The sequence below is a fragment of the Paenibacillus sp. 2RAB27 genome (assembly GCF_052115445.1).
Taxonomy (GTDB): Bacteria; Bacillota; Bacilli; order Paenibacillales; family NBRC-103111; genus Paenibacillus_E.
Genome location: NZ_JBFRGR010000004.1, coordinates 183,048 through 206,132, shown reverse-complemented (window position 1 = coordinate 206,132; position 23,085 = coordinate 183,048). Strand labels below are relative to the sequence as shown.

The following is a 23,085-nucleotide window of genomic DNA, read 5'->3' as shown; positions in this document are numbered from 1 at the left end:
CTACTCTCAAAAATGCAAATATACAACCTTTTCTACTAATTTATGGTCGTATTTGGCAAATGCGTGCAAATAGGCAACCTTTTTAACGAATTTCAAGAGAAACTCCTCAAATCGCTCCAAATTGATGCCTTTTTGCATCAATTTCCAATTTCGGATGGGAAACCTATTCCAAAAGTGCTCTTTTGCATTTTTGACAGTGCTAGATGACTTGAGGACTTCTGGGTCAACAGAAAATTAACAACATTAGTCCATCGGGCACTACATTTGTTGCCTCCATTCCCTTTCTACTCATTACTGTTCATTACTCTCATTACTCTTACTACTCTCAATACTCCACATTACTCTACTTTACTACACTTTTCTCTCCTTACTTCTCATTTGTTACTCACTACACTCACTCTCAACACTACATTTCACTTCACTTTTCACACATTCTTCTCTTATCCTCACTACTCTCCTCTTACACTCATTACTTCACATTACTCTCATTACACACACCTCTCCTCATTACACTCCCTACTTCTCACCACTATCCTAACTCAATTGCTCCCCCCTACTCGCTATACTCCTAATTAGTCATACTGGACGATGGCGGGGGTAACCTGAGAATAAGTTAAGTGGGACATGGAGTAGCTAGAGTAGCTAGAGTAGCTAGAGTTGCTAGAGTTGCTAGAGTTGTTAGAGTTGTGAAAGTAGTTAGCCCCTCCATGCATCGCGCCACTTATTCGCCATCACAACGAATAACTACCCGCAACTTCACATATTTTCTCTCCAAGCCAATTGACATTAAATTTCAGGGATGTTATAAAGTTAGTGTATAGCACTCACAGCGTGCGAGTGCTAATTATATAAACCCTGCTACATATCGAAAGGAGATCTATCCGTGGAAAAGAAACAGTTTCAAGCCGAATCCAAGCGTCTTTTGGAAATGATGATCAATTCGATTTACACACAACGTGAAATCTTTCTAAGAGAGCTTATCTCCAACTCCAGCGATGCGATTGACAAAATTTACTACAAGGCACTTACCGACGACTCGCTCGTTTTTGACAAAGATAGCTACTTCATCAAAATTACAGCCGATAAAGACAATCGCATCTTAACGATTCGCGATACGGGTATCGGGATGACGAAAGAAGATCTTGAGAACAACTTGGGGATTATCGCGAAGAGCGGCTCTCTTGCTTTCAAGAAAGAGAACGAAGCCAAAGACGGCCACAACATCATCGGACAGTTCGGGGTAGGCTTCTACTCCGCGTTCATGGTCGCTGACCACATTGCCGTAACAAGTAAAGCGCTTGGCAGCGACACAGCTTACAAGTGGGAATCCGATGGCGCAGACGGGTACACGATTGCACCAGCTGAGAAAGATTCAATTGGTACGGAGATTGTTCTTTCCATAAAAGCGAATACCGAAGATGATAACTACGACGAATACTTGGACGAGTATCGCCTGAAAGCGATCATCAAGAAATATTCGGATTTCATCCGCTATCCTATTAAAATGGACATCACGGGCAAGCGTCTCAAAGAAGGTAGCGAGAGCGAATTCGAGGACTATCAAGAAGAGCAGCACGTGAATAGTATGGTGCCGATCTGGCGCAAAAACAAAAGCGAGCTTACTCCTGAGGATTATGAGAAGTTCTACCACGAGAAACACTACGGCTTCGACAAGCCGCTTAAGCATATTCATGTGAGTGCAGATGGGGCGGTAGTCTACCAAGCGATCCTATTTATCCCTGAAAACATGCCTTATGACTACTATTCCAAAGAATACGAGAAAGGCCTTGAGCTTTACGCAAACGGCGTTCTCATTATGAATAAATGTGCAGACCTGCTTCCTGACTATTTCAGCTTCGTCAAAGGAATGGTCGATTCCGAAAGTTTGTCGCTGAACATCTCCCGTGAGATGCTGCAGCACGATCGTCAGCTTAAATTAATTGCGAAGAATATTTCCAGTAAAATCAAAGGCTCACTTCAAAGCCTCCTGAAGGACGAGAGAGAGAAATACGAGCAATTCTACAAGTCCTTCGGCAGACAGCTTAAATTCGGCGTTTACAGCGACTACGGCACGCATAAAGAGCTTCTGCAGGATCTTTTGATGTTCTCCTCCTCCAAGGAGAAACAGCTTGTCACGTTGGACGAGTATGTTGCGAGAATGCCAGAAGATCAGAAGTACATTTACTATGCTTCCGGTGAGTCGATGGAAAGAATCGATAAGCTTCCACAAACGGAGCTTGTAACCGATAAAGGCTACGAGATTCTATATTTCACAGATGATATTGATGAGTTCGCAATCAAAATGATTATGACCTACAAAGAGAAGGAATTCAGATCGGTGTCAAGCGGGGATCTTGGTATTGATGTTGAGGATAACGCCAACGATTCTGAGTCTGATAAAAAAGAAAATCAAGATTTATTCGACTACATGAATGGCTTATTGGCTGGTAAAGTAACGAGCGTTAAAGCTTCCAAGCGCCTGAGAAAGCATCCGGTATGCTTGTCTACAGATGGTGATGTTACCATCGAAATGGAAAAAATCTTGAACGCTATGCCGAACAACCCGAATGTTAAGGCAGAGAAAGTTTTAGAAATCAACGTCAATCATGACGTGTTCGCTTCCTTGAAGGATGCTTTTGAGAAAGATAAAGAGAAATTGAACCTGTACACAGCGCTCTTGTACAATCAAGCTCTTCTTATCGAAGGTCTGCCGCTGCAGGATCCAGTTGAATTCACGAACGATATTTGTAAAATAATGGTATAACCCCATGCTATGTATTAGGCACTGCAACTTCCATGTTGCGGTGCTTTTTACATTTAAGAAGGATCCGAAGGAGATGCTGGCTCATCTAGCACATAGACATGAATAACTTCTGGACGATTAAAGACATAAGCGAGTAAACGAGCCTGATCAAGACCAAGCGCCTCCGCTACCTTAACAATATCCAATTCGTGAATAATTTTACTTAATTTTGCGCTATTGACGGACATATGTTTCAACCATCCTTCGAATTAATGTAATTAATAGCATGGTAAACCTAACCTGTGATATAGTTTTCATATAAGACGTTATCGGTATGATAAGGGCAAAACCGCTGAAAAGTGGTGACGCAAAGCTAAAGGGACTAAATTGGCCTTCTTGTTAGTGTCCAATATGTCAGCCAGCTACCGCCTCCATCCGATAATGGCAGTTCGACAAAGGAGGAATCAGCTTCATGAATAAAATGGTAATTGACGGCAACATGAGCATAGACATAAAGCATTTAATCGAAAACTTGCATCTCCCCGATGATGATATTTTGGACATGTACTCCTTTTCATTCAGCGGCAACCTATTAACATCTGATGAAGCCATTCGATTTATTCAATTTCTTCGAAGTGAATTGGACAAACGCACTCAATAACCGAATTATGCCTTATCGCTATCAAAAATACAGTCGGTTGATGTCATTAGAATAATTTTTTTTCAAAAGCTCATGAAGGCGCGTCGTTATTGACTTTTCTCTGATGAATCAACAAAAGACAGCGCACCTCGCGCTGTCTTTTGTTGATTTTTTGTCACATTTCGAAAAAAAACGAATCAATTCGTGTCACCCTCTGATTTTCCCAATCAAACAGCTTCTTCTTCCTCTACTACTACAACGAACAATCTGGTTGTCACAACAACTATTCATACGAATTAGCTCAAAAGGAAACATAAAGCCGCGTCACCTCATGAAATCATTCATAGGGCGATGCGGCTTTTACTTAGAAGCATTGCATGTGCTGCTTATTTGTCTCGGAGCAGCCCGACATCATGCTTTCCCAATATTTGCGTTAACTCCTTCAAAAACATGTTAATGTCTTTGAACTGCCTATATACAGAGGCGAAGCGAATGTAGGCCACTTCATCGACGGGGTACAATTGCTCCATCACAATTTCACCAATGCCAAGGCTATCGACTTCAGCATGTGCCGTCGTACGAAGCTGCATTTCGACTTCGGAGACAAGCATCTCCAGCCGCTCCATGGAAACCGGTCTTTTTTCACAAGCACGAATTAAGCCCCGTAAAATTTTCTCTCTACTAAATTCTTCCCGACTTCCATCTTTTTTAATCACAATTAAAGGTGTTTCTTCTACCATTTCGAAAGTTGTAAATCTTCGCGCGCATTTCTCGCATTCACGGCGCCGACGGATGGATTTATTCTCATTGGCAGACCTGGAATCAAGCACTTTCGTACCAGAATGGTCACAGAACGGGCATTTCATTCGCTTTCATCTCCTTTCACACTTGGAAATATCATTACCATATGTTACATGTCTTGAAGTTTGGAGTTCTGCACACAATAGATTTACCAACCGACAAGGAGGTGAACAGACATGAGTTCAAACAGAAGCAGCAATACTTTAGTCGTTCCACAAGCTAATGCAGCCTTGGATCAGTTGAAGTATGAGGTAGCTCAGGAGCTAGGTATCGCTATCCCACAAGATGGCTACTATGGCAACATGACTTCTCGTGACACTGGCTCTATTGGTGGTAGCATCACTCGTCGCCTGGTACAAATCGCAGAACAATCTCTAGCAGGTCAATTCAAGTAATCTTGAATAACACACGCTTTTGACTCTGCAAAACAGGAAGTATTGGACTTTGCGCTCCATTCGGAGCTAGTCCAATGCTTCTTTGTTTTGTGGGGCTAACTTAAGCATCTGCACCCTGCCATTGCTCCGTGTCCGTGTATAGCTTCGTATACTTCTCATAGTAGTAAAGAACGCGCTGCACATAATGACGGGTTTCACCAAATGGAATATCCCGAATATTGTCTTCAGAACCGTCCCACACGTTTCCATTTTTCCATTTATTCACATTACCTTGACCTGCATTATACGCTGCAATGGCATAGACTAAATTCCCATTATAATGCTTAATTAACCAATTTAGATACCATGACCCTAAATAAATATTAATATCGACTCGAAGCAAATCTTCTTGTGTATGAGGCCCTAGATTCGAGGATTCAACAATCCAATCAGCGGTATCAGGCATAAGCTGCATGAGCCCTAATGCCCCTTTGCTTGATTCTAAATGATATTTATAATTCGTTTCGACGCGAATAATGGCTGCAATTAGAAACGGGTCTATCTTGTGTTTCGCCGCGCTTTGCTTAATCTCCTGCTGAAAGTAGATGGGATATAGCTTTCTACCTATAATTCCGCTATTCATGAAGAGAACCATGACAAATATGATAAGCAGAAGAGCAAACATTCGCTTTTTCCGAAAGAACGTCATGCCAATCCCTTCCCTACCCAGAACAGCTCCACCCTCATGTTGGTTTCTTCCCAAGTTCCGCTATTATCAATCACGATATCGGCTAGCTTTCGTTTCTCCTCAATCGACATCTGTGCATCAAGTCGAAGCTGAGCATTCTCGGCTGACAAGCCATCTCGCTGCATCAGACGCTCCAATTGCAAGTGACGCGGAATATAAACGACCATGATCTCCTCAAACATCGAGACCAGATTCGATTCTATAAGTAAAGGAACATCGACCACCACCAGCTTGGTGGGGTAGTCCCGTTCATACAAAGTCATTTGTTCACGCATCTTTGCCCGAATAGGGGGATGCAACAAGCCATCTAGCTGCTTTCGCGCTTCTGGCGATCCAAAGATAATTTCACCAAGCTTCTTCCGTTGCAGAGATCCATCGGGTCCGATCACAGCTTGTCCAAATTGCGCAGCAACCTGTTCGAGAACAGGGCTGCCAGGCTCTACGACATCACGAGCGATCTGATCGGCGTCGATTAAAAGTGCGCCACGGCTAACAAGCATGCGGCTAACCGTACTTTTTCCACAAGCAATACCTCCAGTTAAGCCGATATTCATAAGCGATTCTCTCCTAAAGGTTCATTGTTAGTGAACTATAGCATTTTCAAAAGTCCCATGACAATAAGTACACAGCCTGGGAGAATAGACAGCTTCTTCATCCAGTTCATTTCTGCATATCGGAAACCAATCCGCAAGCCGACGGCAAGTAAGGATCCGCTCGAAATCGAAATGACGGAAGCCGTTAACAACGGCACGAAGCCAATAAGCGCAGCGCCGATTCCCGCTCCGAAGGCATCCAAAGAGAGCGCTAAGCCGAGCAAAGTAGCCTCAGAGGCTGATATATTGCCTGATTTATCAACGTCCGCTATGGAAGGCGTTCGTAGAATTTGAATCACAAGCCCAAAACGTTTCAGCTCAATACTGAGAATCTCTTTGGTCCGCTGTAACGTATCGAATGTCACCGGCTCCACGTAACCCGAGTTGCGAATCTCTCCATAGGGTATGCTGCTAACCATCGCTTGATCTGTCGCAGCAGCTGTTTGCTCTTGTTGCGTTTGGTTTTTCTGCCCTTGTCTCATTTGAATAAGAGCCCAAACGCCAATACCGATCAAAATGAGCGCCCCAATCCGTTTGGCAAACCCAGGGGACATGAAGGAAGACATCAAAACGCCGATCTGCATCGAAGTAAAAATAATGATGCCAGACCAAAGCGATATAATTCCAATTGAGATAAGGGGTATTCGTATTTTACGTAACCCATACATCACACCAACACCGAAACCGTCCAAAGAAACTGCAAATGCCAAAATGAGCAGAGATATGACAGGAAGCATACAAACCCTCCTAAGCGTTTTACCCAACTAACAGGCCTCATGGGCTGTTACCTAGGTTAAGTACTCCATATCATATGGGGAGGGTACGCTTCTCGTGCCTATTTCTCAGACTTCTTTCGCGACCGCTTGGGCTTTAATGGTTGACAAGTGAGACATATGTGTGTTCCTCTGCCTCCCACGACGGTTTTCACAATCTCCTGGCCGCACGTTTTGCATGGCTGTGATTGTCTGCCATAAATGTTTAATTGGTGCTGGAAAAGGCCGATTTCGCCTTGCCCATTCACATAAGATTTAATGGATGATCCGCCTACCTCAACGGAATCTTGTAGGGTACGAATAATCGCCTCATGCAGCAAGGCTAACTCCTTCTTACTCAGTGAGGAAGCTTCCCGTTCGGGATGGATTCCCGCTAAGAAGAGGGACTCGTCTACATAAATATTCCCGATGCCCACGATATATGCTTGATTGAGCAGCAACGGCTTGATCTTCGTAGCTCGATGGCCTATCACCCCTCGAAATGCTTCAAAGGTGAACGCCTCGTCAAGCGGCTCCATACCGAGCTTCATGAGAGGCGGCTGCGTTAGCTCATCGCCCTTCGGGAACAGGTGCATCGTGCCGAATTGCCGCACATCTTTGTACCGCAGCTCACTTTCATCTGTAAAACGGAACAGAACATGCGTATGCGGCTCTAGCGGATCGTCGCCTGCGTACAAGCCATAGCGGCCTTCCATACGCAAATGGGAGACCATCACATAATCCGTGAGCACGAAGCGAAGAAACTTCCCTCTTCGTTCAATCGTTTCAACGGTTTGTCCTTGCAGCAATGTTTCAAACTGCTGAATATCATCCGGCTTCTGGATAATACGAGGCAGCCTCACCTCCACATGGGCGATCGTTTTCCCTGTAATTAGCTCATTAAGTGTTCGTTTGACGGTTTCGACCTCAGGCAACTCAGGCAAGGTGTTCACCTCCTTCTAGGTGTTGGGAGCGGCAGTTTATGCCGCTAGCCCCCTTGTTACTTCGCATCATACCAAGTTAAACCGAAATCAACATCTGCACGTAAAGGAACGTCCAGCTTCAGTGCAGCTGCCATGACTTCAGGCACAAGCCCCTTCATCGTTTCCAGCTCATCGGCTGGCACTTCGAAGACAAGCTCATCGTGTACTTGAAGCAGCATGCGGCTCTTCAGCCCTTCTTTCATCAAGCGATCAGCCATTTGAACCATGGCAAGCTTGATGATGTCTGCCGCTGTCCCTTGGATCGGCGTGTTCATGGCAGTACGCTCTGCGAATGAACGTATATTGAAGTTCGAATGCGTAATTTCAGGCAATAAGCGTCGACGCTGAAGCAACGTAGTTACGTAGCCGTCACGACGAGCATCCTTGACGATTTCATCCATATATCGGCGAACCCCTTGGAACACCGCGAAATATTGTTCAATGAACTGAGCGGCTTCCCGACGGGTAATATCTAAGTTCTGAGACAGGCCGTAGTCGCTGATGCCGTATACGATACCGAAGTTAACGGCTTTCGCTTGACGGCGCATATTGCTGTCGACGGCGCTTTCTTCCACGCCGAAGACGTCCATCGCTGTCTTCGTGTGAATGTCCATATTCTGAAGGAACGCTTCCTTCAGCTTCTCATCCTGCGAGATGTGCGCTAGCACGCGCAGCTCGATCTGGGAGTAATCCGCAGCGAGAATGTACCATCCAGGCTCGGATGGAACGAAGACTTTGCGGATCTTACGGCCCTCCTCCAGACGAATCGGAATGTTCTGGAGGTTCGGGAACTGGCTGCTGAGACGTCCCGTCGCGGCAATCGTCTGCCGGTAATAGGTGTGCACCTTACCGGTCTCTGGCCGCACCTCTTTGAGCAGCCCTTCGACGTACGTCGACTGCAGCTTCGCTAGCGAGCGGTAGTGCAAGATCTGCCCGACAACTTCGTTGTAGGGCGCAAGACGTTCCAGCACCTCGGCATCCGTCGAGTAGCCGGTCTTGGTCTTCTTCGAAGCTGGCAGCCCCAGCTTCTCGAACAGAATCTCACCGAGCTGCTTCGGTGAGTTGATGTTGAACTCGACGCCGGCGAGCTTGTAGATGCTGGACATGATCGTGTCCAGCTGCTTGCCAAGCTCCACACCGAGCGATTTGAGCCCCTCGGCATCCACGGCGATGCCGCGCATCTCCATCTCCGCTAGAACGCCGGAGAGAGGCAGCTCAAGCTCGTAGAAGAGTTGATGCATCTCACTCTTCTCTAATTCATCGCGCAGCACGGGAACCATGCGCGCCATCGCCATCGCTTTGCGACCCACGTGGTCGCTAAGCGCAGCGAGTTCCGGCAGGCGAAACTTCGCGCCCTTGCCGAACACATCCTCGTCTGCCTTCACAGATGGCAGACCGTACTTCACCGACAGGCCGCTCAAGCTGAGATTCGACTCCGTCGGATCGAGGAGGTAAGCGGCCAGCAGCACGTCGAAATCCACCCCTGCCAGGTGGATGCCCTGCCAGGCCAGCGCCAGCTGTGCGCGGTGCAGGTCGAAAAGCTGCTTCTTCTTGGAAGCGTCGCTGAGCCAATCGCGCAGCGGCTTACCTGCATCACTTTGCAGAAGGGCAAACGGCACATAATACGAAGTGTTGTCAGCACCATCATCGATAAACCATACAACCCCGACCATCACAGCCTGATGTGGATTCTCACCAACTGCTTCCACATGGATAGCGGCATGGTCATCCAACTTGGCAACAAGCTCACCCATATTAGCTTCTGTAACCGCAACGGCTTCCAGACTCTCGACGACGAGATCTTCAGCTTCTACACTGACAGAACCGAAATCCATCTTCTCCAGCAGCGACTTGAACTCCAGCTTGCGAAACATACTCGACAACGCTTGTCCATCGAAGCCATCATAACGGAACGAATCCCAAGCTGTTTCCATCGGAACTTCACGGAAAATTGTGGCCAGCTCTTTGCTCATGAGTGCACTCTTGGCATGCTCTTCCACTTTCTCTTTCATTTTACCTTTCAGACTTGCTGTGTTCGCCAACACTTCTTCGACCGTGCCAAAGTCATGCAGCATTTTAAGCGCTGTCTTCTCACCTACGCCGGGAATACCCGGAATATTATCGGACGTATCGCCCATAAGACCTTTCAAATCAATGATTTGATTCGGCGTCAGCCCGTATTTCTCTTTAATGGCTTCAGGATCGAAGCGATCCATCTCGCTGATACCCTTGCGGGTAATCGCAACCGTCACTTGCTCCGAGGCAAGTTGGAGCATATCTTTATCACCAGATACGAGGAGAACTTTCTCCCCTCTCGCATCCGCTTCTTTCGTCAACGTTCCGATAATATCATCTGCTTCATAGCCAGACAGCTCGAATTGCGGGATTTTGAAAGCCTTCAGCAGTTCTTTAATTAAAGGAAATTGTTCAGAAAGCTCTGTCGGCGTTTTCGCACGACCACCTTTATACTCGGTATATTCTTTATGTCGGAACGTAATTTTCCCCGCATCAAATGCAACAAGAAAATGGGTTGGCTTTTCTTCTTCAATCAATTTCAGCAGCATGGTCGTAAAGCCATAAACCGCATTGGTATGTAAACCGCTTGAATTGCTCAGCAAAGGTAACGCATAGAAAGCACGAAACGCGATTGAGTTCCCATCAATTATTATAAGCTTATCCATAAGTTCCACCCCAATTTTAAACATACTTCCTTCATCATAGCATACGAAATTAAAATAAAAAAACGGTTCCCTACATAAACATGTAAGGAGCCGAAATTTTACAAGGTAGGACGGTCAGGTCTTCAGAAGGAGGTTCTCCGTATGAGTCCTTTTTTCTCACCCACACGTAAAAAGGTTATATTTTTTGATATGAATAACACGATCCTTGATCGCAGGCAATGCTTCGACTCCGCTTTTCTTGAAGTTATGCAGGATTTCACCGCACGGTGGGAAACAGAGGATTCGAAACTGACCGCGCAAGAGGCACTGCTTAGCTATAAGTCCGAGTGGAGCCGCCATCGCAAATCGCCTATCCGAAGCCCTATCTCGCCAGATGAGTTGCGACATATTTGTCTGATCAAAGCACTCCATCCTTTACCGATGCAAGTGAGTACAGCGTTTACGCGATCCTTTTTCAATCAAATCGAAGAGAAAGAAGACCATTTCGTTGCTTTATTCCCAGGGGTAGAAGACACACTAGAGGTGCTGGCACGTCAGTATAAACTGGCGATTATCAGCAATGGAAATCGAAATCGACTACAACGTAATTTGGAGAAAATGAAGCTGACCTCATGGTTCGACCAAGAACGTTTATTTACAACGGAGAATGATGGACCACGAAAGCCACATCCCGCGATTTTTGAGCAAGCCCTGAAATCGATGAACACGGCTTCCGGCCAGAGTGTGATGGTGGGAAATTCATGGCGTAACGATGTGGTAGGTGCGGCTTCTACCGGGATGGATGCAGTCTGGATTCACCCAGCCAATATTAAGAAAATCTCTGAGCGGAGGATTGGGAAGCAGAAAGTTATCATCGTTCGTTCATTTAAACAATTAATCTATACGTTCTGAAACACCTTCCAGCATTCGTTAGCCAATCGTTTGAAAACAATAAATACTGCCTTGATGCGCCTTCGCTTTCTTTTTGAGCTGAGCCGCTGTTTGAGAAATATAGTCTAGTGAAATAGGGGATTCACAGCTGCAGATGACTAAGGATAAGGACACCGTGACCCCTTCGCTTTTCACTTGTTGGCCCCCCCGATCCACCACATACTCCCAATCTTCACCTTCGTAGAACATCCGGACGCCGGTTTCGAACCGATTGATGATTTCCTGACACAAGAGTTTCGGTGATAATGAGCTTGAAATTGCAATAAAATCATCACCGCCGACATGACCGACAAAATCGTTTGGTGTTCCATAGAAAGCGATAGCTTGCTGCATTAAGTCCGCCATATATTGAATTAATTGATCCCCTTTTTGAAAACCAAAACGATCATTGTACCATTTAAAATAATCCAAATCAGCATAGATCACGTGAAAAGGCACTCTCGCCGTAATTCGTTTGTTCAATTCTCGATTAATTTGCAAATTCCCAGGAAGACCTGTTAGTGGATTCGCAACGCGTGCTGATTCCATTTTCACATTCGTAATACTCTCTAAAATTGTTCGTATCGACGCTGATCCCGCCATTTTCCCCTGGCTTGTAATGATGACAAGATCGTATAAATGATGAATCGCCCGTGAAGTTGCCAACTGGGACACTTGCTCCACAGGGGTTAACTCGTCTACGATCAAAGGTGAAGCATCCATCACGCTATCAATCGTACGATTCCAGTACAGTGAGTAGGCATATTGGCCAGCCAAATGTTGGAATAAGCGATCTCGCATCATAAGTCCGCGCGGCTCATCATCATGAACAATAACAACCCCGACAGCCTCTTGATTCTTTTTGAAAAACTCCGCGATTTCAGAAATTTGCGCTTTCGTTTGGAATACACCAACAGGTGTTTTCAGCTCGCCAATATGCCAAGTCATAGTGCCTCCTTGTACGTTGCGATGCTGCCAGATGGTCATTTTATGTGTGTCTTGAACAGTCGCAATGGATGTAGAAGGTCTCCCGAGTAAAAAACCTTGCGCATAATGCACACCCATTTGAGTTAATTTGGCTAGTTCCTTTACCTGTTCAATGCCCTCAGCGATCAACGAAATGTTCATTTTCTGAGCAAATGTAACGAAGGTTTCGAGAATATAGGCTTTCACTTTATTCAAATGAATATTTTCTATCAGTGAACGATCGATTTTAATAAAATCAGGCTGAAGCTCGGCAATCGCTTGGAGTGAAGAATACCCTGCCCCCGCGTCATCAATCGCAATGCGATACCCCTGTGTCCGATAATGGGCTAGAATTTTCTTAGCCAAAGTAAAGTCCTCAATCGAGCTTCTTTCCGTAATTTCGAACACGACATTGCTCGGACGAAGTCCATACTGCTGCAGAATCTCAAGCGTCTTACCTGGAATAAAGCCAGGGTCCTCTAAAACGTGTGACGAGATATTAATAAATAACAATTGCTGGCCATGTTCCAAAATGGATCCTTGTATCGCCTTCTCACGTGCTAGCCTCTCTAGACGATATAGCTCGCCTTGCTGCTCCGCATACTGAAACATCGCGAGTGGTGAATGAAAAGGGCCGTCCACCGGACCGCGAGTTAAAGCTTCATACCCCATCACTTGCCCATCTTGCAAGGATACAATGGGTTGATAGACGGAAGAAATACGCTGTTCTTCTATTAATTTATGAAACTCTATCGCGACTTCTGACTGAGTAAGCATGTGCATCATCCCCATCTATTTCTGCATGTATCCCAAGTCTATCAAACCAAATGATAGGTAAGATTAACCATATGTAAAATGTATGTAAAGACTTTAAGAAAAAAAGAGGGAATTACACTTTTTCCGCGAAAAGGTGTGATATGGATTGTAGGTGCGTATAGCAGATCTTGTGCGGAAAGGACGACCGATGGAACAACAAGTAAAAATCTTGGCGGTAGATGATCGCTATGAAAACTTGCTGGCTCTGAATAGCATTCTGGCCTCTTCTTCTTATGACGTGATTTCATTGCAATCTGGGGAAGAAGCACTTCGCTATTTATTAAAAGAACCTGCAGACCATATTGCAGTTATTTTGATGGATGTGCAGATGCCAGGTCTTAGCGGTTTTGAAACCGTAGAATTAATAAAGCAACGGAAAGCCTGTCAAGATATCCCGATTATTTTCCTAACAGCTTTAAGCACCTCGATTGAGCATGTATTACGTGGCTATCATGTGGGTTCCATTGATTATTTATTTAAACCGGTACATCCCAAAATGCTGCGCATGAAGGTGGATGGCTTCGTTAACATGCATCTGAACCATCAGAAGCTGAAGGCTCAAAGTGAGCTTTTACATAAACGCACATTGGATCTAGAAGAAACGAATCGCAAGCTTGCAGAGGCTGAGGAGAAATTAATAGAGCAAAACTTACTTCTCGAGAATTGGGTTGAAGAACGTACGTCTGAGCTGGTCGATGCTCATGAGAAGCTAATGAACTCCCAAGAGCATTTCAAAAAAATGTTCATCCTCTCACCTTCCTTAATGGCCATCCGCCGACTTCCTGATCTTACCTATCTGGATGTTAACGAAAGTTGGAAGCAGCATACAGGCTATGGAGACGAGGTTATTGGCACATCCTTGAATCTATTGCGTGATGATCTTAATAATATTGCTAAATATGGCGATATTGTCCGTAATGAGAAAGTTCGTTATGTGACCAAAACTGGGGACATTCGGACTGCGCTCTTATCCACAGAGATCATTGATATCGAGGATGAAAAATGCATGCTGCATGTCGCAGTTGATATTACGGAAAGTCTTCGATTTGAAACTGAAATGGCACGTCTTGCTCAATTAAACCTAGTCGGCGAAATGGCCGCAGGTATCGCGCATGAGATACGGAATCCGATGACGACGATCCGTGGCTTCCTTCAACTATTTCAAGAAAATGATCGCCATATGCAAAAAGAATATATCCCCATCATGTTGGAAGAGTTGGATAGGGCCAACGATATTATTACGGAGTATCTTTCTCTCGCCAAAAACAAGCAATCCTATCAACGTCCTGAGAGTATCAATCGGATCATTGAGAGCTTGCTGCCTCTGATTCAAGCAGAAGCCGTCATGTCAGGCAAGCATGTTAATGGTCAATTCGGTTATTGTCCGGAGATACAACTTGACGACAAAGAAATGCGACAGCTTATTCTGAATATGTGTATGAATGGTCTTGAAGCTATGAGCATAGGCGGAACGCTATCGATCGAAACCTACCAGGAGCCTGAACACGTTGTCCTCTTAATTGCTGACCAGGGCAGTGGCATTAAAGCCGAGCATCTCGAGAAGCTAGGCCGACCCTTCTTCACAACGAAGGATGAAGGCACTGGACTCGGTTTAGCCATTTGCTATAGTATTGCTGCCAGGCATCACGCTACGATTGAAGTGAGTACCAGTTCGAATGGGACAACCTTCATCATCCGCTTTCCGCTTCATTCTAAATGAGAAAAGGGCCATCTCCAGAAGTAGATTTGATCTACTTTTGGAGATGGCCCTTCTCTATATCGCTTACACGTTCAGATCTTTCCGTTTCCCCGTAACCATGTAGATGACACCTTCACCGATATTCGTGGTATGATCAGCCACACGCTCCAAGAAGTGAGCAACAAACAACAGATGGGTCAATTGACGGTTCCGGTGATAATCGGTTCCCATCATCCCCATAAGTTCCTGCATCACCGTACTGTATAGCTTATCTACACGGTCATCTTTCTCAGCCAGCGATGCCGCCCTATGTACATCGCGTTCCGTATAGGATAGAAGGCTCTCGTGCAACATTTCGATAGCGATTTCAGCCATTTGCGGAATGACTTCTAGCGGCTTCACCAATTCTTCACCTGCAAATCGAATCGTGATCTTCGCGATATCGACAGCATGATCGGCAATACGTTCCAAGTCTGTCGCAATCTTCAACGCCGTTCCAATAATTCGCAGATCACTAGCCATGGGTTGTTGAAGAGCAATTAATCGTAAACATAGTTCATCAATGGTCATTAAATAATCATCAATGATATCGTCCTTCTGGATGACTTGCTGTGCGGCTTTCTCATCCAGCTTGGCAAGCGACTCTACGGACTTGTAAATTAAATCCTCGACACTTTCTCCCATTTGCTGTAATTCCTTCTGCAGTAGTGCCAACGACTGATGAAACCCAGGTCTTGCATCCATGTGTATCTCTCCCTTTATGTGTTTTAACCGAAACGTCCGGTAATGTAATCTTCTGTACGTTGATCATTCGGATTCGTGAAGATCTTATCGGTTTGGTCGGTTTCAACTAAATAACCGTTCAGGAAGAAAGAGGTTTTATCTGAAATTCTCGCTGCCTGCTGCATGTTGTGGGTCACGATAATGATCGTATATTTCTCTTTTAACGTTTGTGTTAGTTCTTCTACCTTCAATGTTGAAATAGGATCCAACGCCGATGTTGGCTCATCCATTAGCAATACATCTGGCTCTACGGCGAGTAGTCGTGCGATACATAAACGTTGCTGTTGTCCACCGGATAAACCCATTGCAGACTTATTCAGTCGGTCCTTGACTTCGTCCCAAAGCGCAGCTTGTTTGAGACTGCGTTCTACTATTTCATCTAAAACTGATTTCTTCTTGATCCCGTGAATTCGTGGTCCATAAGCGATGTTATCATAGATACTCATTGGGAATGGATTGGGACGTTGAAATACCATACCCACACGTTTGCGCAGCGAAACGACATCGGAATCCGAACCATAAATATTGTGTCCGTCCACGGCTACATTTCCTGTGATCCGCACATTGTCAATGAGATCATTCATTCGATTCAATGTACGAAGGAACGTGGATTTCCCACAACCTGATGGTCCGATCAACGCGGCAATGGTTCCTGTTTCAATACTTAAATCTACGTCGTGAAGCGCCTGATTATCTCCATAAAATAAATTTAATTTCTCTGCTTTAATTTTATACTTCGTCGCGATAGCCATATGTTATTTCCCCCCGGAAAGTCTTTTTTGTAAGATTCGACTTGGTATCGAAACTAGCAGATTAAAGATTAAGACAACGATGAGTAGTAGCGCAGCACTACCTTTAGCGATTTCTTTCGCATCTGGAACAAGTGATTCTGCACCAATGTACCAAAGATGAACGGAGAGCGTCTCTCCCATTTTGAGCGGATTGAAATCAGGGAAAAAGCGTGAAACAGATAGCCCGGCTGTGTAAATAAGAATCGCTGATTCACCAAGTGCACGGCCAGCAATTAGGGTGATTCCTGTGATTAAGTTAGGTAAAGCGGCAGGAATGAGCACCTTACGGATCGCTTGCCATTTCGTCGAACCCAGCGCTAAGCTGGCTTCCCAATAGGAGTCAGGCACAGTGCGAATAGCTTCCTCCGTAACCCGCACCATGACGGGTAGATTCAAGAGTGCCACGGTGGCCGCGCCACCAATGATTGAAAATTTAAGCCCTAGCAAATTAGCGAACAATAAAAATCCGAATAGACCAAAAACGATAGATGGTACAGAAGAAAGTGCCTCAACCGATATTCTTACAAGGTCAGTGAACCAGTTCTTTTGTGCATAAATAGCTAAGTAGATGCCTGAAAATAAACCGATCGGAATCGAAATCACGAGAGATAAGAACAGGACATAGAATGAGTTGAACAGCTGTGGTCCAACCCCGCCGCCAGCTTTGATTTCTTCCGGCTTACCAAAGATGAAATGCCAAGATAGGTGAGGTATGCCATCCCCTAGTATGCGAACGAGAAACCATGCGAGAATCCCGATAATAATAATACCTGATGCCCAGAAGTATATGGTCGCGATGCGATCCGTTGTTTTACTTGTCATTTGAGTTCACTCCTCTTAGCTACAATTCGAATGATGAGAATGAGAGATAAGGAGATAACAAGTAGAAGCAGCGCCATCAAATAGAGTGCATTGTTCCAAGTTGACCCGTAATTCGTATTCCCCATATCTTTCACGATCGCTGTTGTTAACACTGTGGTGGAGTCAAGAAGCGATTTCGGCATTTGAGGCGAGTTCCCAATAACCATGAATACCGCCATCGTTTCGCCAATCGCGCGGCCCATTCCAAGGATAATGGCTGTCAGAATACCAGGTCTCGCCGCTGGCAAGAGTACACGCCACATGGTCTGCCATCTTGTTGCTCCCAGTGCAAGCGAAGCCTCTTCCAATCGACCAGGAAGTGAACGAATCGCATCTTCGGAAATAGACAGAATAGTAGGAAGGATCATAATCGCTAAGATGATAGCCGCTGGTAAAATTCCGTAGCCCACCCCGCCTGTAAATTTACCAAGCGCAGGTACAATGACCGTCATCCCGATCAATCCATATACAACAGATGGAATTCCAACAAATAAATCTGTCGCAGGACGCATGATCTCACGCATCCATTTAGGTGCAATTTTCGCCATAAACAAGGCACCTGATAAGGCTAGCGGAACCGAGATAACGACAGCCACAAGTGTCATGAGCAGCGTGCTGTATAGAAAAGGAAACGCTCCGAATTTATTTTGACCAGGTGTCCAATCTGTTGAAAAGAAAAACTCGAGAGGACTAACACCTTGAAAGGTCTTGATGCCTTGCATACCCACGAAAACAATGATAGAGAAAATAATGGCAGAAACTAATGCAGCACTGCCAACAAATATCCATCTCATTATTTTATCTTGTCTATGCTGTCCTTGGGTCCATTTGGTGATGATTGGACGATTCTTCTCGTCCGATTTGGCGCTCGTTAGTTGATCTACTATGGAATTCACTGCGTGATTCCCCTTTCTATTCAGTACACAAGACTTAGTATTATCATAGAATATGAATGTCATTGGATCGTAAATGAATTGTTAAGGGAATGTAAAAGTTTTTCTCTTTTGAACAAAACAAAAGAGCGCTCCATAGTATGCGAGCGCTCTTAGTATGTTCTATTTGATTATTATTTTTTCAACAAATCAGCTGGTAAGAATTTCAACTCACGTACTTGTTTGCCTTGGAAATCCTTACTGGAGATGTAGTCGATGAAAGCTTTAGCAGCGCCAGTCGCTTCACCTTTTGTATACATGTGTTCTACACCGAACAATTTGTACGTACCATTTTTGATATTCTCTTCAGAGAAAGCTACGCCATCAATTTTCAAAGCTTTTACAGTGTCATCAATATAAGGTGTATCTACGTAACCGATGGAACCGGATTGGCCTACAACTGCAGTTTTCATCGCACCGCTGTTTTCTTGTGTGATTCCGTCTTTCGTGAACTCTTTGCCATCCAAAATAATTTGTTTAACTAGTGTACGGGAACCTGAACTATCCGGACGGTGAACAAGAACGATTTTCGCGTCATTGCCGCCTACTTCTTTCCAGTTCGTGATTTTACCTGTGTAGATGTCTGCTGCTTGTTGTTTCGTTACGTTATCCACTTTTACATCTTTGTTCACGATCAAAGCAAAAGGTGCGATAGCAACTTGGTGATCAACAAGGCCTTTATCTTTATATTCAGCAGCAGGTTCTACGTCGGAGTTACCAATGTCTGAAGTTCCGTCTGCTACGTTTTTAATTCCTGTACCTGAACCACCAGCAGTAACGTTAACAGTTACCTTCGGGTTCTTTTCCATAAATTCTGTTGCTGCTTGCTTAACTAATGGAAGAAGTGCGCTGGACCCGGAAGCTGTAACCGTTCCGCTCAATTCTGTTTTTGGCGTTTCACTTGGCTTTACTGAAGCAGCTGCAGTTGCAGCAGGTGTTGCGGAAGCAGCATCTTTAGTTTCTGTTTTAGCGCCGCATCCAACTAAGGACCCCATCATTAGTACCGCTGAAAGTGTGAATGTAATTCCTTTTTTCGACATGAACTTAAACATAGTAAGCATGTCCTCCTTTGATTTTATGTTTCTCGATTGTTCGATCCCCATCTGCTTGTGTGTCGAACGACCTTACTTCCATATGGTAACAAGCGAATGTTAAATACAAACCCACGAAACGTAAACGTAATGTAAAACTTTTAATTTACAAATCATTTACATAGTTCGACGCTTAAGTTAATAGAAACCCCCTATATTAATAAGTAGTTAGGCGGAAAAATGTCTAAGCTTGTCTATTTATAGGAGGTATACATATGCGTATTATGTCATTGTCCAACTTTTCTATGCGTGCAAAATTAATCGCAAGCTTCAGCGGCGTATTGCTCATTTTCTTGGCCGTGGCCCTGTTCAATCTGAATCAGGTGACACAAATTAAGCATCATATGACCGATCAGAATGATAAAGTAGATCTGAAAGTGATGGCGCTTGAGCTGAAAAATTTGGTTCAGGAGATGAACATCATCGCATCCGGTCTTGAAATTTCGAAGAAACCTGAATTTATCGAGAAATACAACAGTAAACGAAAGCCTTACAATGATTTCATTCAGAAGATAGGGGATACCGCCAGCACCCCAGATCAGCAAAAATGGCGAAGCCAGTTAATCCAAGCCTCGGTTGATTACATAAACAATTTCGATTCAGCAGCTAAAATGGTTCAGGATACCAGCATCAAGCCATCCGATCTTCAGATTAATCTTTTGTACTTATATAGTGAATCACAAGAGTTGAAGGATAACATCTTTGGATTGGTTGATAAGTTTTATGTAACCTACGCGGACGGCGCCGCAGCTGCAATTGCTGACTCCTCCAAAGCACTTAATGACAGCCGTACGATCATGATTGTGGCTTCTGCTTTCGTCTTTTTCCTAACCTTGGTCATCGCTTTTCTCATTATTACATCATTCACACGTCCGATTTCCGTTCTGCAAAAAGCCGTCGCTCGCATTGCTTCCGGAGATTTAACCCACACCATTAATTCCTCTGCCAAAGACGAGCTTGGACAATTAAGTAATAACTTCGACCAAATGATTAAACAGGTTAGGCTCATGCTTGGCGCAACCAAGGGCATCGCTTCTTCCTTATCTGCCCATTCGCATGAATTCCATCGCTTCTCACAGCTAACGGCATCGGCTAACTCAGATATCCTCAAAGCGATCCACGAGATATCAACAGGTGCAGATGAACAAGCGATGAAAACAGAGAGCAGCTCGCTGCTCATTGCTGAGCTAGAGGATGAGATCCGCGGTATCAGCGCGTATACCAATGAAATGAAACGCAGCAGCGACGAGGCTGCTGCCAATACGCAGCAAGGTACTGCGTACGTGCAAGCGCTCAAAGCATCGACTGCGCAGTCGCAGCTCCTGCTGCAAAAGGTTGATGCAGCGATGCAGACGCTGAGCGCAAGCTCGAAGCAGATCGGCGCCATCGTGCGCTCGATCATGGAAATTTCAACGCAGACGAATGTCCTAGCGTTGAATGCCGCGATCGAAGCGGCAAGAGCTGGTGCGCACGGCCGCGGCTTCTCGGTGATCGCGGACGAAGTGCGCGAGCTGTCCCTGCAAACGAACGGATCGTCGAGGACGATCAGCGGTATCATCGGGACGCTGCAGGGACAGATTCAGGAGCTGCAGCTTTCACTTGGCGATGCGCGTGAATCTGCGCTAACGCAAAGTAACCATGTGGAGGAAACCTTCGGCTCCTTCAGTAGAATTGAGCAATCGACGTTAGTCATCCGTGAGCAGATTGTGCAGATTCACCAGAAAATCGAACAAGCCCAATCGAAAAACGATCACCTTGTCGATTCCGTCCAATTCGTTGCCGCTATTGCGCAAGAAACAGCTGCAGGTGTTGAAGAGGTGAACTCGACCAGTATTCAACAGGACGCATCGATCCGCCGTATTGCCGAAGAGTCAGATGATATTCTTGAGCTGGCTGAGCAACTTTTTGCAGAAATTAGCAAGTTTCAAATTGCAGAGGTTCTTAGTGTGGACGAGCCAATAGAAATCCGTGCGGGTGGAGAGCTCATCGTGGAACAAATTGTGGAACAAATCGGAGCGATTGAACAGGAATTGAATGCAGAGACCGTATTTGAACAGCGTCGTGACATCCAGCAACAGAAGGCACACAAGGACGAGGAGTTACGACAAGAAAAGAAAGAATTAGTCGGGGTCAAGTAAGGATTATATAAGAAGAAGCTGTTTCAACGGTAGAACAGCTGCCCTCTTCTTGACCCGAGTTAGTCGGTTTCTCCGACTAACTCGGGCTTGCACACAAGCAAAAGAGCTAAGCGCCTTTAAGCCGCTTAGCTCCTTTGCTTTTCAATCATTTTTAACATTTTATTTCGCAATCTCATCCGTTGCCTTGATGTTTCGGAGGATGCTCACTTCGACTCGGCGATTCTTGGCCCGGCCATCGGTTGTCGTATTCTCAGCAATAGGACGATACTCGCCATAGCCAACGGAGGAATAAGATGCTGGCTGAATCTTGGTGTTAACAAGCAGTAATTTCATAAAGTTCACCGCGCGCTTGGCACTTAAATCCCAATTCGTCTCAAAATCCGCCCGATGAATCGGTATATTATCCGTATGTCCAGCTACCTCGACCTGATAGCCAGGATATTGCCCCAATAAATTCGACATCGATGTGGCTAGGATTTGGGATTCCTGCTTAATTATCGCAGATCCAGAATCGAACAGTGCTCGATCGCTTATGGTAATCGTCAACTTTTCATTATCCAACTTGGTTGTCAACTGTTCACTCATGTTATTTTCTTTTATAAACGCATCCATACTTTTCTTTAGTTCTTCCAGATCCTTCTCTTCCTTCTGAAGCTTAGCGGCTAGCTGGCTCTCAATTTTATTCTCTTCTTTGGAAGGAGGATTCTGGTTCTTAAAATTATTTTTCGTCGAATTCGCAGCATCATCAATTGGAATTAAATTTGACATGGCGAATGGCGCTTCGCCACCTGTGAAAGCATTATTTAACGATCGCATAATGGAGTCGTATTTTTTAGAGTCAAGTTGACTTGATGCAAATAGAATAATAAAAAGGGCCAGTAGTAAAGTCAATAAATCCGCATAGGGAATCAACCAGGTTTCATCGACATGTTCTTCATGATCCTCGTGCTTCTTTTTTTTACTCACTGTCCGGATGCCCCTCCCTCCATGCTTTCTTCATAGGACTCACGATCCTTGTTAGCAACAAAAATCATCATCTTCTGCTTCACGGAATTGGCAGACACACCAGATTGGATGGAAAGTAAACCTTCTACGACCATCAACTTGATTTCAACCTCTTTCTTGGACTTCTGCTTAAGTTTATTTGCAAAAGGGTGAAAAATAACATAGCCCAAGAAAATACCGAACATGGTAGCAACGAAAGCTGCTGAAATCAAGTGACCCAACTTCTCAACTTCACTCAAATTACCCAGTGCTGCGATAAGCCCTACAACGGCTCCAAGTACACCTAATGTAGGCGCATACGTACCTGCTTGTGTAAAAATACTTGCAAATTTCTTATGTCTCGTTTCCATCTCAGCAATATCTTCAAGTAGAACATCCCGCACAAAGTCAGGGTCATTCCCATCGATAATCAGTCGCATACCGCTTTTCATAAAAGGATCCGAAAGTTCCTCAGCTTGCTTTTCCAAAGAAAGCAACCCCTCACGACGCGTAATGCTCACCCAGTTAATGAACGTTTCGATCAATTCTTTTTTGGGCATTAGTTTCTGTTCCGTAAAAATAATTTTTAATAAGACCGGAATTTTCTTGATTTCATCTAGCGAGAAGGCTATGAGCAGCGCTGAAGCTGTTCCACCGAAAATGATTAATGCAGCCGCAGGATTTAATAAGGCCGCTAGACTTGCTCCCTTTAGTACCATACCAAAGCCAATGGATACTGCAGCCAGCACAATACCAATAATTGATGATTTCTCCATGCTTCATGCACCTCTTCAAGTAAT

The 23,085-nt window shown here is 44.9% G+C and carries 21 protein-coding genes and 1 riboswitch; of the genes, 6 read left to right on the top strand and 15 right to left on the bottom strand.

The features are described 5' to 3' along the window. Nucleotides 1-883 precede the first annotated feature (883 nt). Entirely contained in the window at nt 884-2,764 is a 1,881-nt protein-coding gene (htpG, locus tag AB4114_RS08060; protein ID WP_236285892.1) for a molecular chaperone HtpG, read from the top strand. 53 nt (nt 2,765-2,817) lie between these two features. On the opposite strand, the gene AB4114_RS08055 is transcribed toward htpG, so the two are convergent. Continuing rightward, nucleotides 2,818-2,991 (bottom strand): hypothetical protein, encoded by a 174-nt coding sequence (locus AB4114_RS08055; protein WP_441987992.1) that lies wholly within the window; start codon nt 2,989-2,991, stop codon nt 2,818-2,820. Between the two features lie 84 nt (nt 2,992-3,075). Continuing rightward, a riboswitch (cyclic di-GMP riboswitch) is annotated at nt 3,076-3,173 on the top strand. Nucleotides 3,174-3,215: 42 nt separating this feature from the next. On the opposite strand from AB4114_RS08055, the gene AB4114_RS08050 reads away from it, so the two are divergent. Then, nucleotides 3,216-3,404, top strand: coding sequence for a hypothetical protein (locus tag AB4114_RS08050; protein WP_441987991.1), 189 nt, complete (start codon nt 3,216-3,218; stop codon nt 3,402-3,404). 365 nt (nt 3,405-3,769) lie between these two features. On the opposite strand, the gene nrdR is transcribed toward AB4114_RS08050, so the two are convergent. Continuing rightward, nucleotides 3,770-4,249 carry a transcriptional regulator NrdR gene (nrdR, locus tag AB4114_RS08045; protein WP_056616650.1) on the bottom strand — a complete coding sequence of 160 codons (480 nt, stop codon included), beginning with the start codon at nt 4,247-4,249 and terminating at the stop codon, nt 3,770-3,772. Nucleotides 4,250-4,360: 111 nt separating this feature from the next. Here nrdR and AB4114_RS08040 point away from each other — a divergent pair, with 111 nt between their 5' ends. Beyond that, nucleotides 4,361-4,579 carry an alpha/beta-type small acid-soluble spore protein gene (locus tag AB4114_RS08040; protein WP_057310565.1) on the top strand — a complete coding sequence of 73 codons (219 nt, stop codon included), beginning with the start codon at nt 4,361-4,363 and terminating at the stop codon, nt 4,577-4,579. Nucleotides 4,580-4,679: 100 nt separating this feature from the next. On the opposite strand, the gene AB4114_RS08035 is transcribed toward AB4114_RS08040, so the two are convergent. From AB4114_RS08035 to polA, 5 genes are all read right to left on the bottom strand, one after another. Continuing rightward, entirely contained in the window at nt 4,680-5,267 is a 588-nt protein-coding gene (locus AB4114_RS08035; protein ID WP_441987990.1) for a lytic transglycosylase domain-containing protein, read from the bottom strand. Next, nucleotides 5,264-5,860 (bottom strand): dephospho-CoA kinase, encoded by a 597-nt coding sequence (gene coaE / locus AB4114_RS08030; protein WP_441987989.1) that lies wholly within the window; start codon nt 5,858-5,860, stop codon nt 5,264-5,266. The genes AB4114_RS08035 and coaE overlap by 4 nt, the downstream gene beginning before the upstream one ends. A gap of 35 nt (nt 5,861-5,895) precedes the next feature. Continuing rightward, nucleotides 5,896-6,636 carry an MntP/YtaF family protein gene (locus AB4114_RS08025; RefSeq protein ID WP_441987988.1) on the bottom strand — a complete coding sequence of 247 codons (741 nt, stop codon included), beginning with the start codon at nt 6,634-6,636 and terminating at the stop codon, nt 5,896-5,898. A gap of 98 nt (nt 6,637-6,734) precedes the next feature. After that, a complete protein-coding gene (mutM, locus tag AB4114_RS08020) occupies nt 6,735-7,595 on the bottom strand; it encodes a DNA-formamidopyrimidine glycosylase (protein WP_441987987.1) in 861 nt (286 codons plus the stop codon). 56 nt (nt 7,596-7,651) lie between these two features. Then, nucleotides 7,652-10,315, bottom strand: a complete 2,664-nt coding sequence (gene polA / locus AB4114_RS08015) for a DNA polymerase I (RefSeq protein ID WP_441987986.1) — start codon at nt 10,313-10,315, stop codon at nt 7,652-7,654. Nucleotides 10,316-10,456: 141 nt separating this feature from the next. On the opposite strand from polA, the gene AB4114_RS08010 reads away from it, so the two are divergent. Beyond that, the gene (locus AB4114_RS08010) at nt 10,457-11,206 is read left to right on the top strand and encodes an HAD family hydrolase (RefSeq protein ID WP_441987985.1); all 750 of its coding nucleotides are present in this window, start codon (nt 10,457-10,459) and stop codon (nt 11,204-11,206) included. 18 nt (nt 11,207-11,224) lie between these two features. Here AB4114_RS08010 and AB4114_RS08005 read toward each other — a convergent pair whose 3' ends face one another. After that, nucleotides 11,225-12,967, bottom strand: a complete 1,743-nt coding sequence (locus tag AB4114_RS08005) for a GGDEF domain-containing protein (RefSeq protein ID WP_441987984.1) — start codon at nt 12,965-12,967, stop codon at nt 11,225-11,227. 187 nt (nt 12,968-13,154) lie between these two features. Here AB4114_RS08005 and AB4114_RS08000 point away from each other — a divergent pair, with 187 nt between their 5' ends. Next, nucleotides 13,155-14,726: a response regulator gene (locus tag AB4114_RS08000; protein WP_441987983.1), complete on the top strand. Its 1,572-nt coding sequence runs from the start codon at nt 13,155-13,157 to the stop codon at nt 14,724-14,726. Nucleotides 14,727-14,789: 63 nt separating this feature from the next. Here AB4114_RS08000 and phoU read toward each other — a convergent pair whose 3' ends face one another. The 5 genes from phoU to AB4114_RS07975 form a co-directional block, all read right to left on the bottom strand. Further along, a complete protein-coding gene (phoU, locus tag AB4114_RS07995) occupies nt 14,790-15,449 on the bottom strand; it encodes a phosphate signaling complex protein PhoU (protein ID WP_441987982.1) in 660 nt (219 codons plus the stop codon). A gap of 23 nt (nt 15,450-15,472) precedes the next feature. Then, entirely contained in the window at nt 15,473-16,240 is a 768-nt protein-coding gene (pstB, locus tag AB4114_RS07990) for a phosphate ABC transporter ATP-binding protein PstB (RefSeq protein ID WP_441987981.1), read from the bottom strand. 3 nt (nt 16,241-16,243) lie between these two features. Next, nucleotides 16,244-17,101 (bottom strand): phosphate ABC transporter permease PstA, encoded by an 858-nt coding sequence (gene pstA, locus AB4114_RS07985; protein WP_171633932.1) that lies wholly within the window; start codon nt 17,099-17,101, stop codon nt 16,244-16,246. Next, nucleotides 17,098-18,036 (bottom strand): phosphate ABC transporter permease subunit PstC, encoded by a 939-nt coding sequence (pstC, locus tag AB4114_RS07980; protein WP_441987980.1) that lies wholly within the window; start codon nt 18,034-18,036, stop codon nt 17,098-17,100. Before pstC ends, pstA begins: the two co-directional genes overlap by 4 nt. A gap of 170 nt (nt 18,037-18,206) precedes the next feature. Beyond that, nucleotides 18,207-19,124 carry a phosphate ABC transporter substrate-binding protein gene (locus AB4114_RS07975; RefSeq protein WP_441987979.1) on the bottom strand — a complete coding sequence of 306 codons (918 nt, stop codon included), beginning with the start codon at nt 19,122-19,124 and terminating at the stop codon, nt 18,207-18,209. Between the two features lie 254 nt (nt 19,125-19,378). On the opposite strand from AB4114_RS07975, the gene AB4114_RS07970 reads away from it, so the two are divergent. Continuing rightward, on the top strand, nt 19,379-21,301 hold the full coding sequence (locus AB4114_RS07970) for a methyl-accepting chemotaxis protein (RefSeq protein ID WP_441987978.1): 1,923 nt from the start codon (nt 19,379-19,381) through the stop codon (nt 21,299-21,301). 159 nt (nt 21,302-21,460) lie between these two features. Here AB4114_RS07970 and motB read toward each other — a convergent pair whose 3' ends face one another. Both motB and motA read right to left on the bottom strand, forming a co-directional pair. After that, nucleotides 21,461-22,267, bottom strand: coding sequence for a flagellar motor protein MotB (gene motB / locus AB4114_RS07965; RefSeq protein ID WP_441987977.1), 807 nt, complete (start codon nt 22,265-22,267; stop codon nt 21,461-21,463). Then, nucleotides 22,264-23,061 carry a flagellar motor stator protein MotA gene (motA, locus tag AB4114_RS07960; RefSeq protein ID WP_441987976.1) on the bottom strand — a complete coding sequence of 266 codons (798 nt, stop codon included), beginning with the start codon at nt 23,059-23,061 and terminating at the stop codon, nt 22,264-22,266. Before motA ends, motB begins: the two co-directional genes overlap by 4 nt. Nucleotides 23,062-23,085 lie beyond the last annotated feature (24 nt).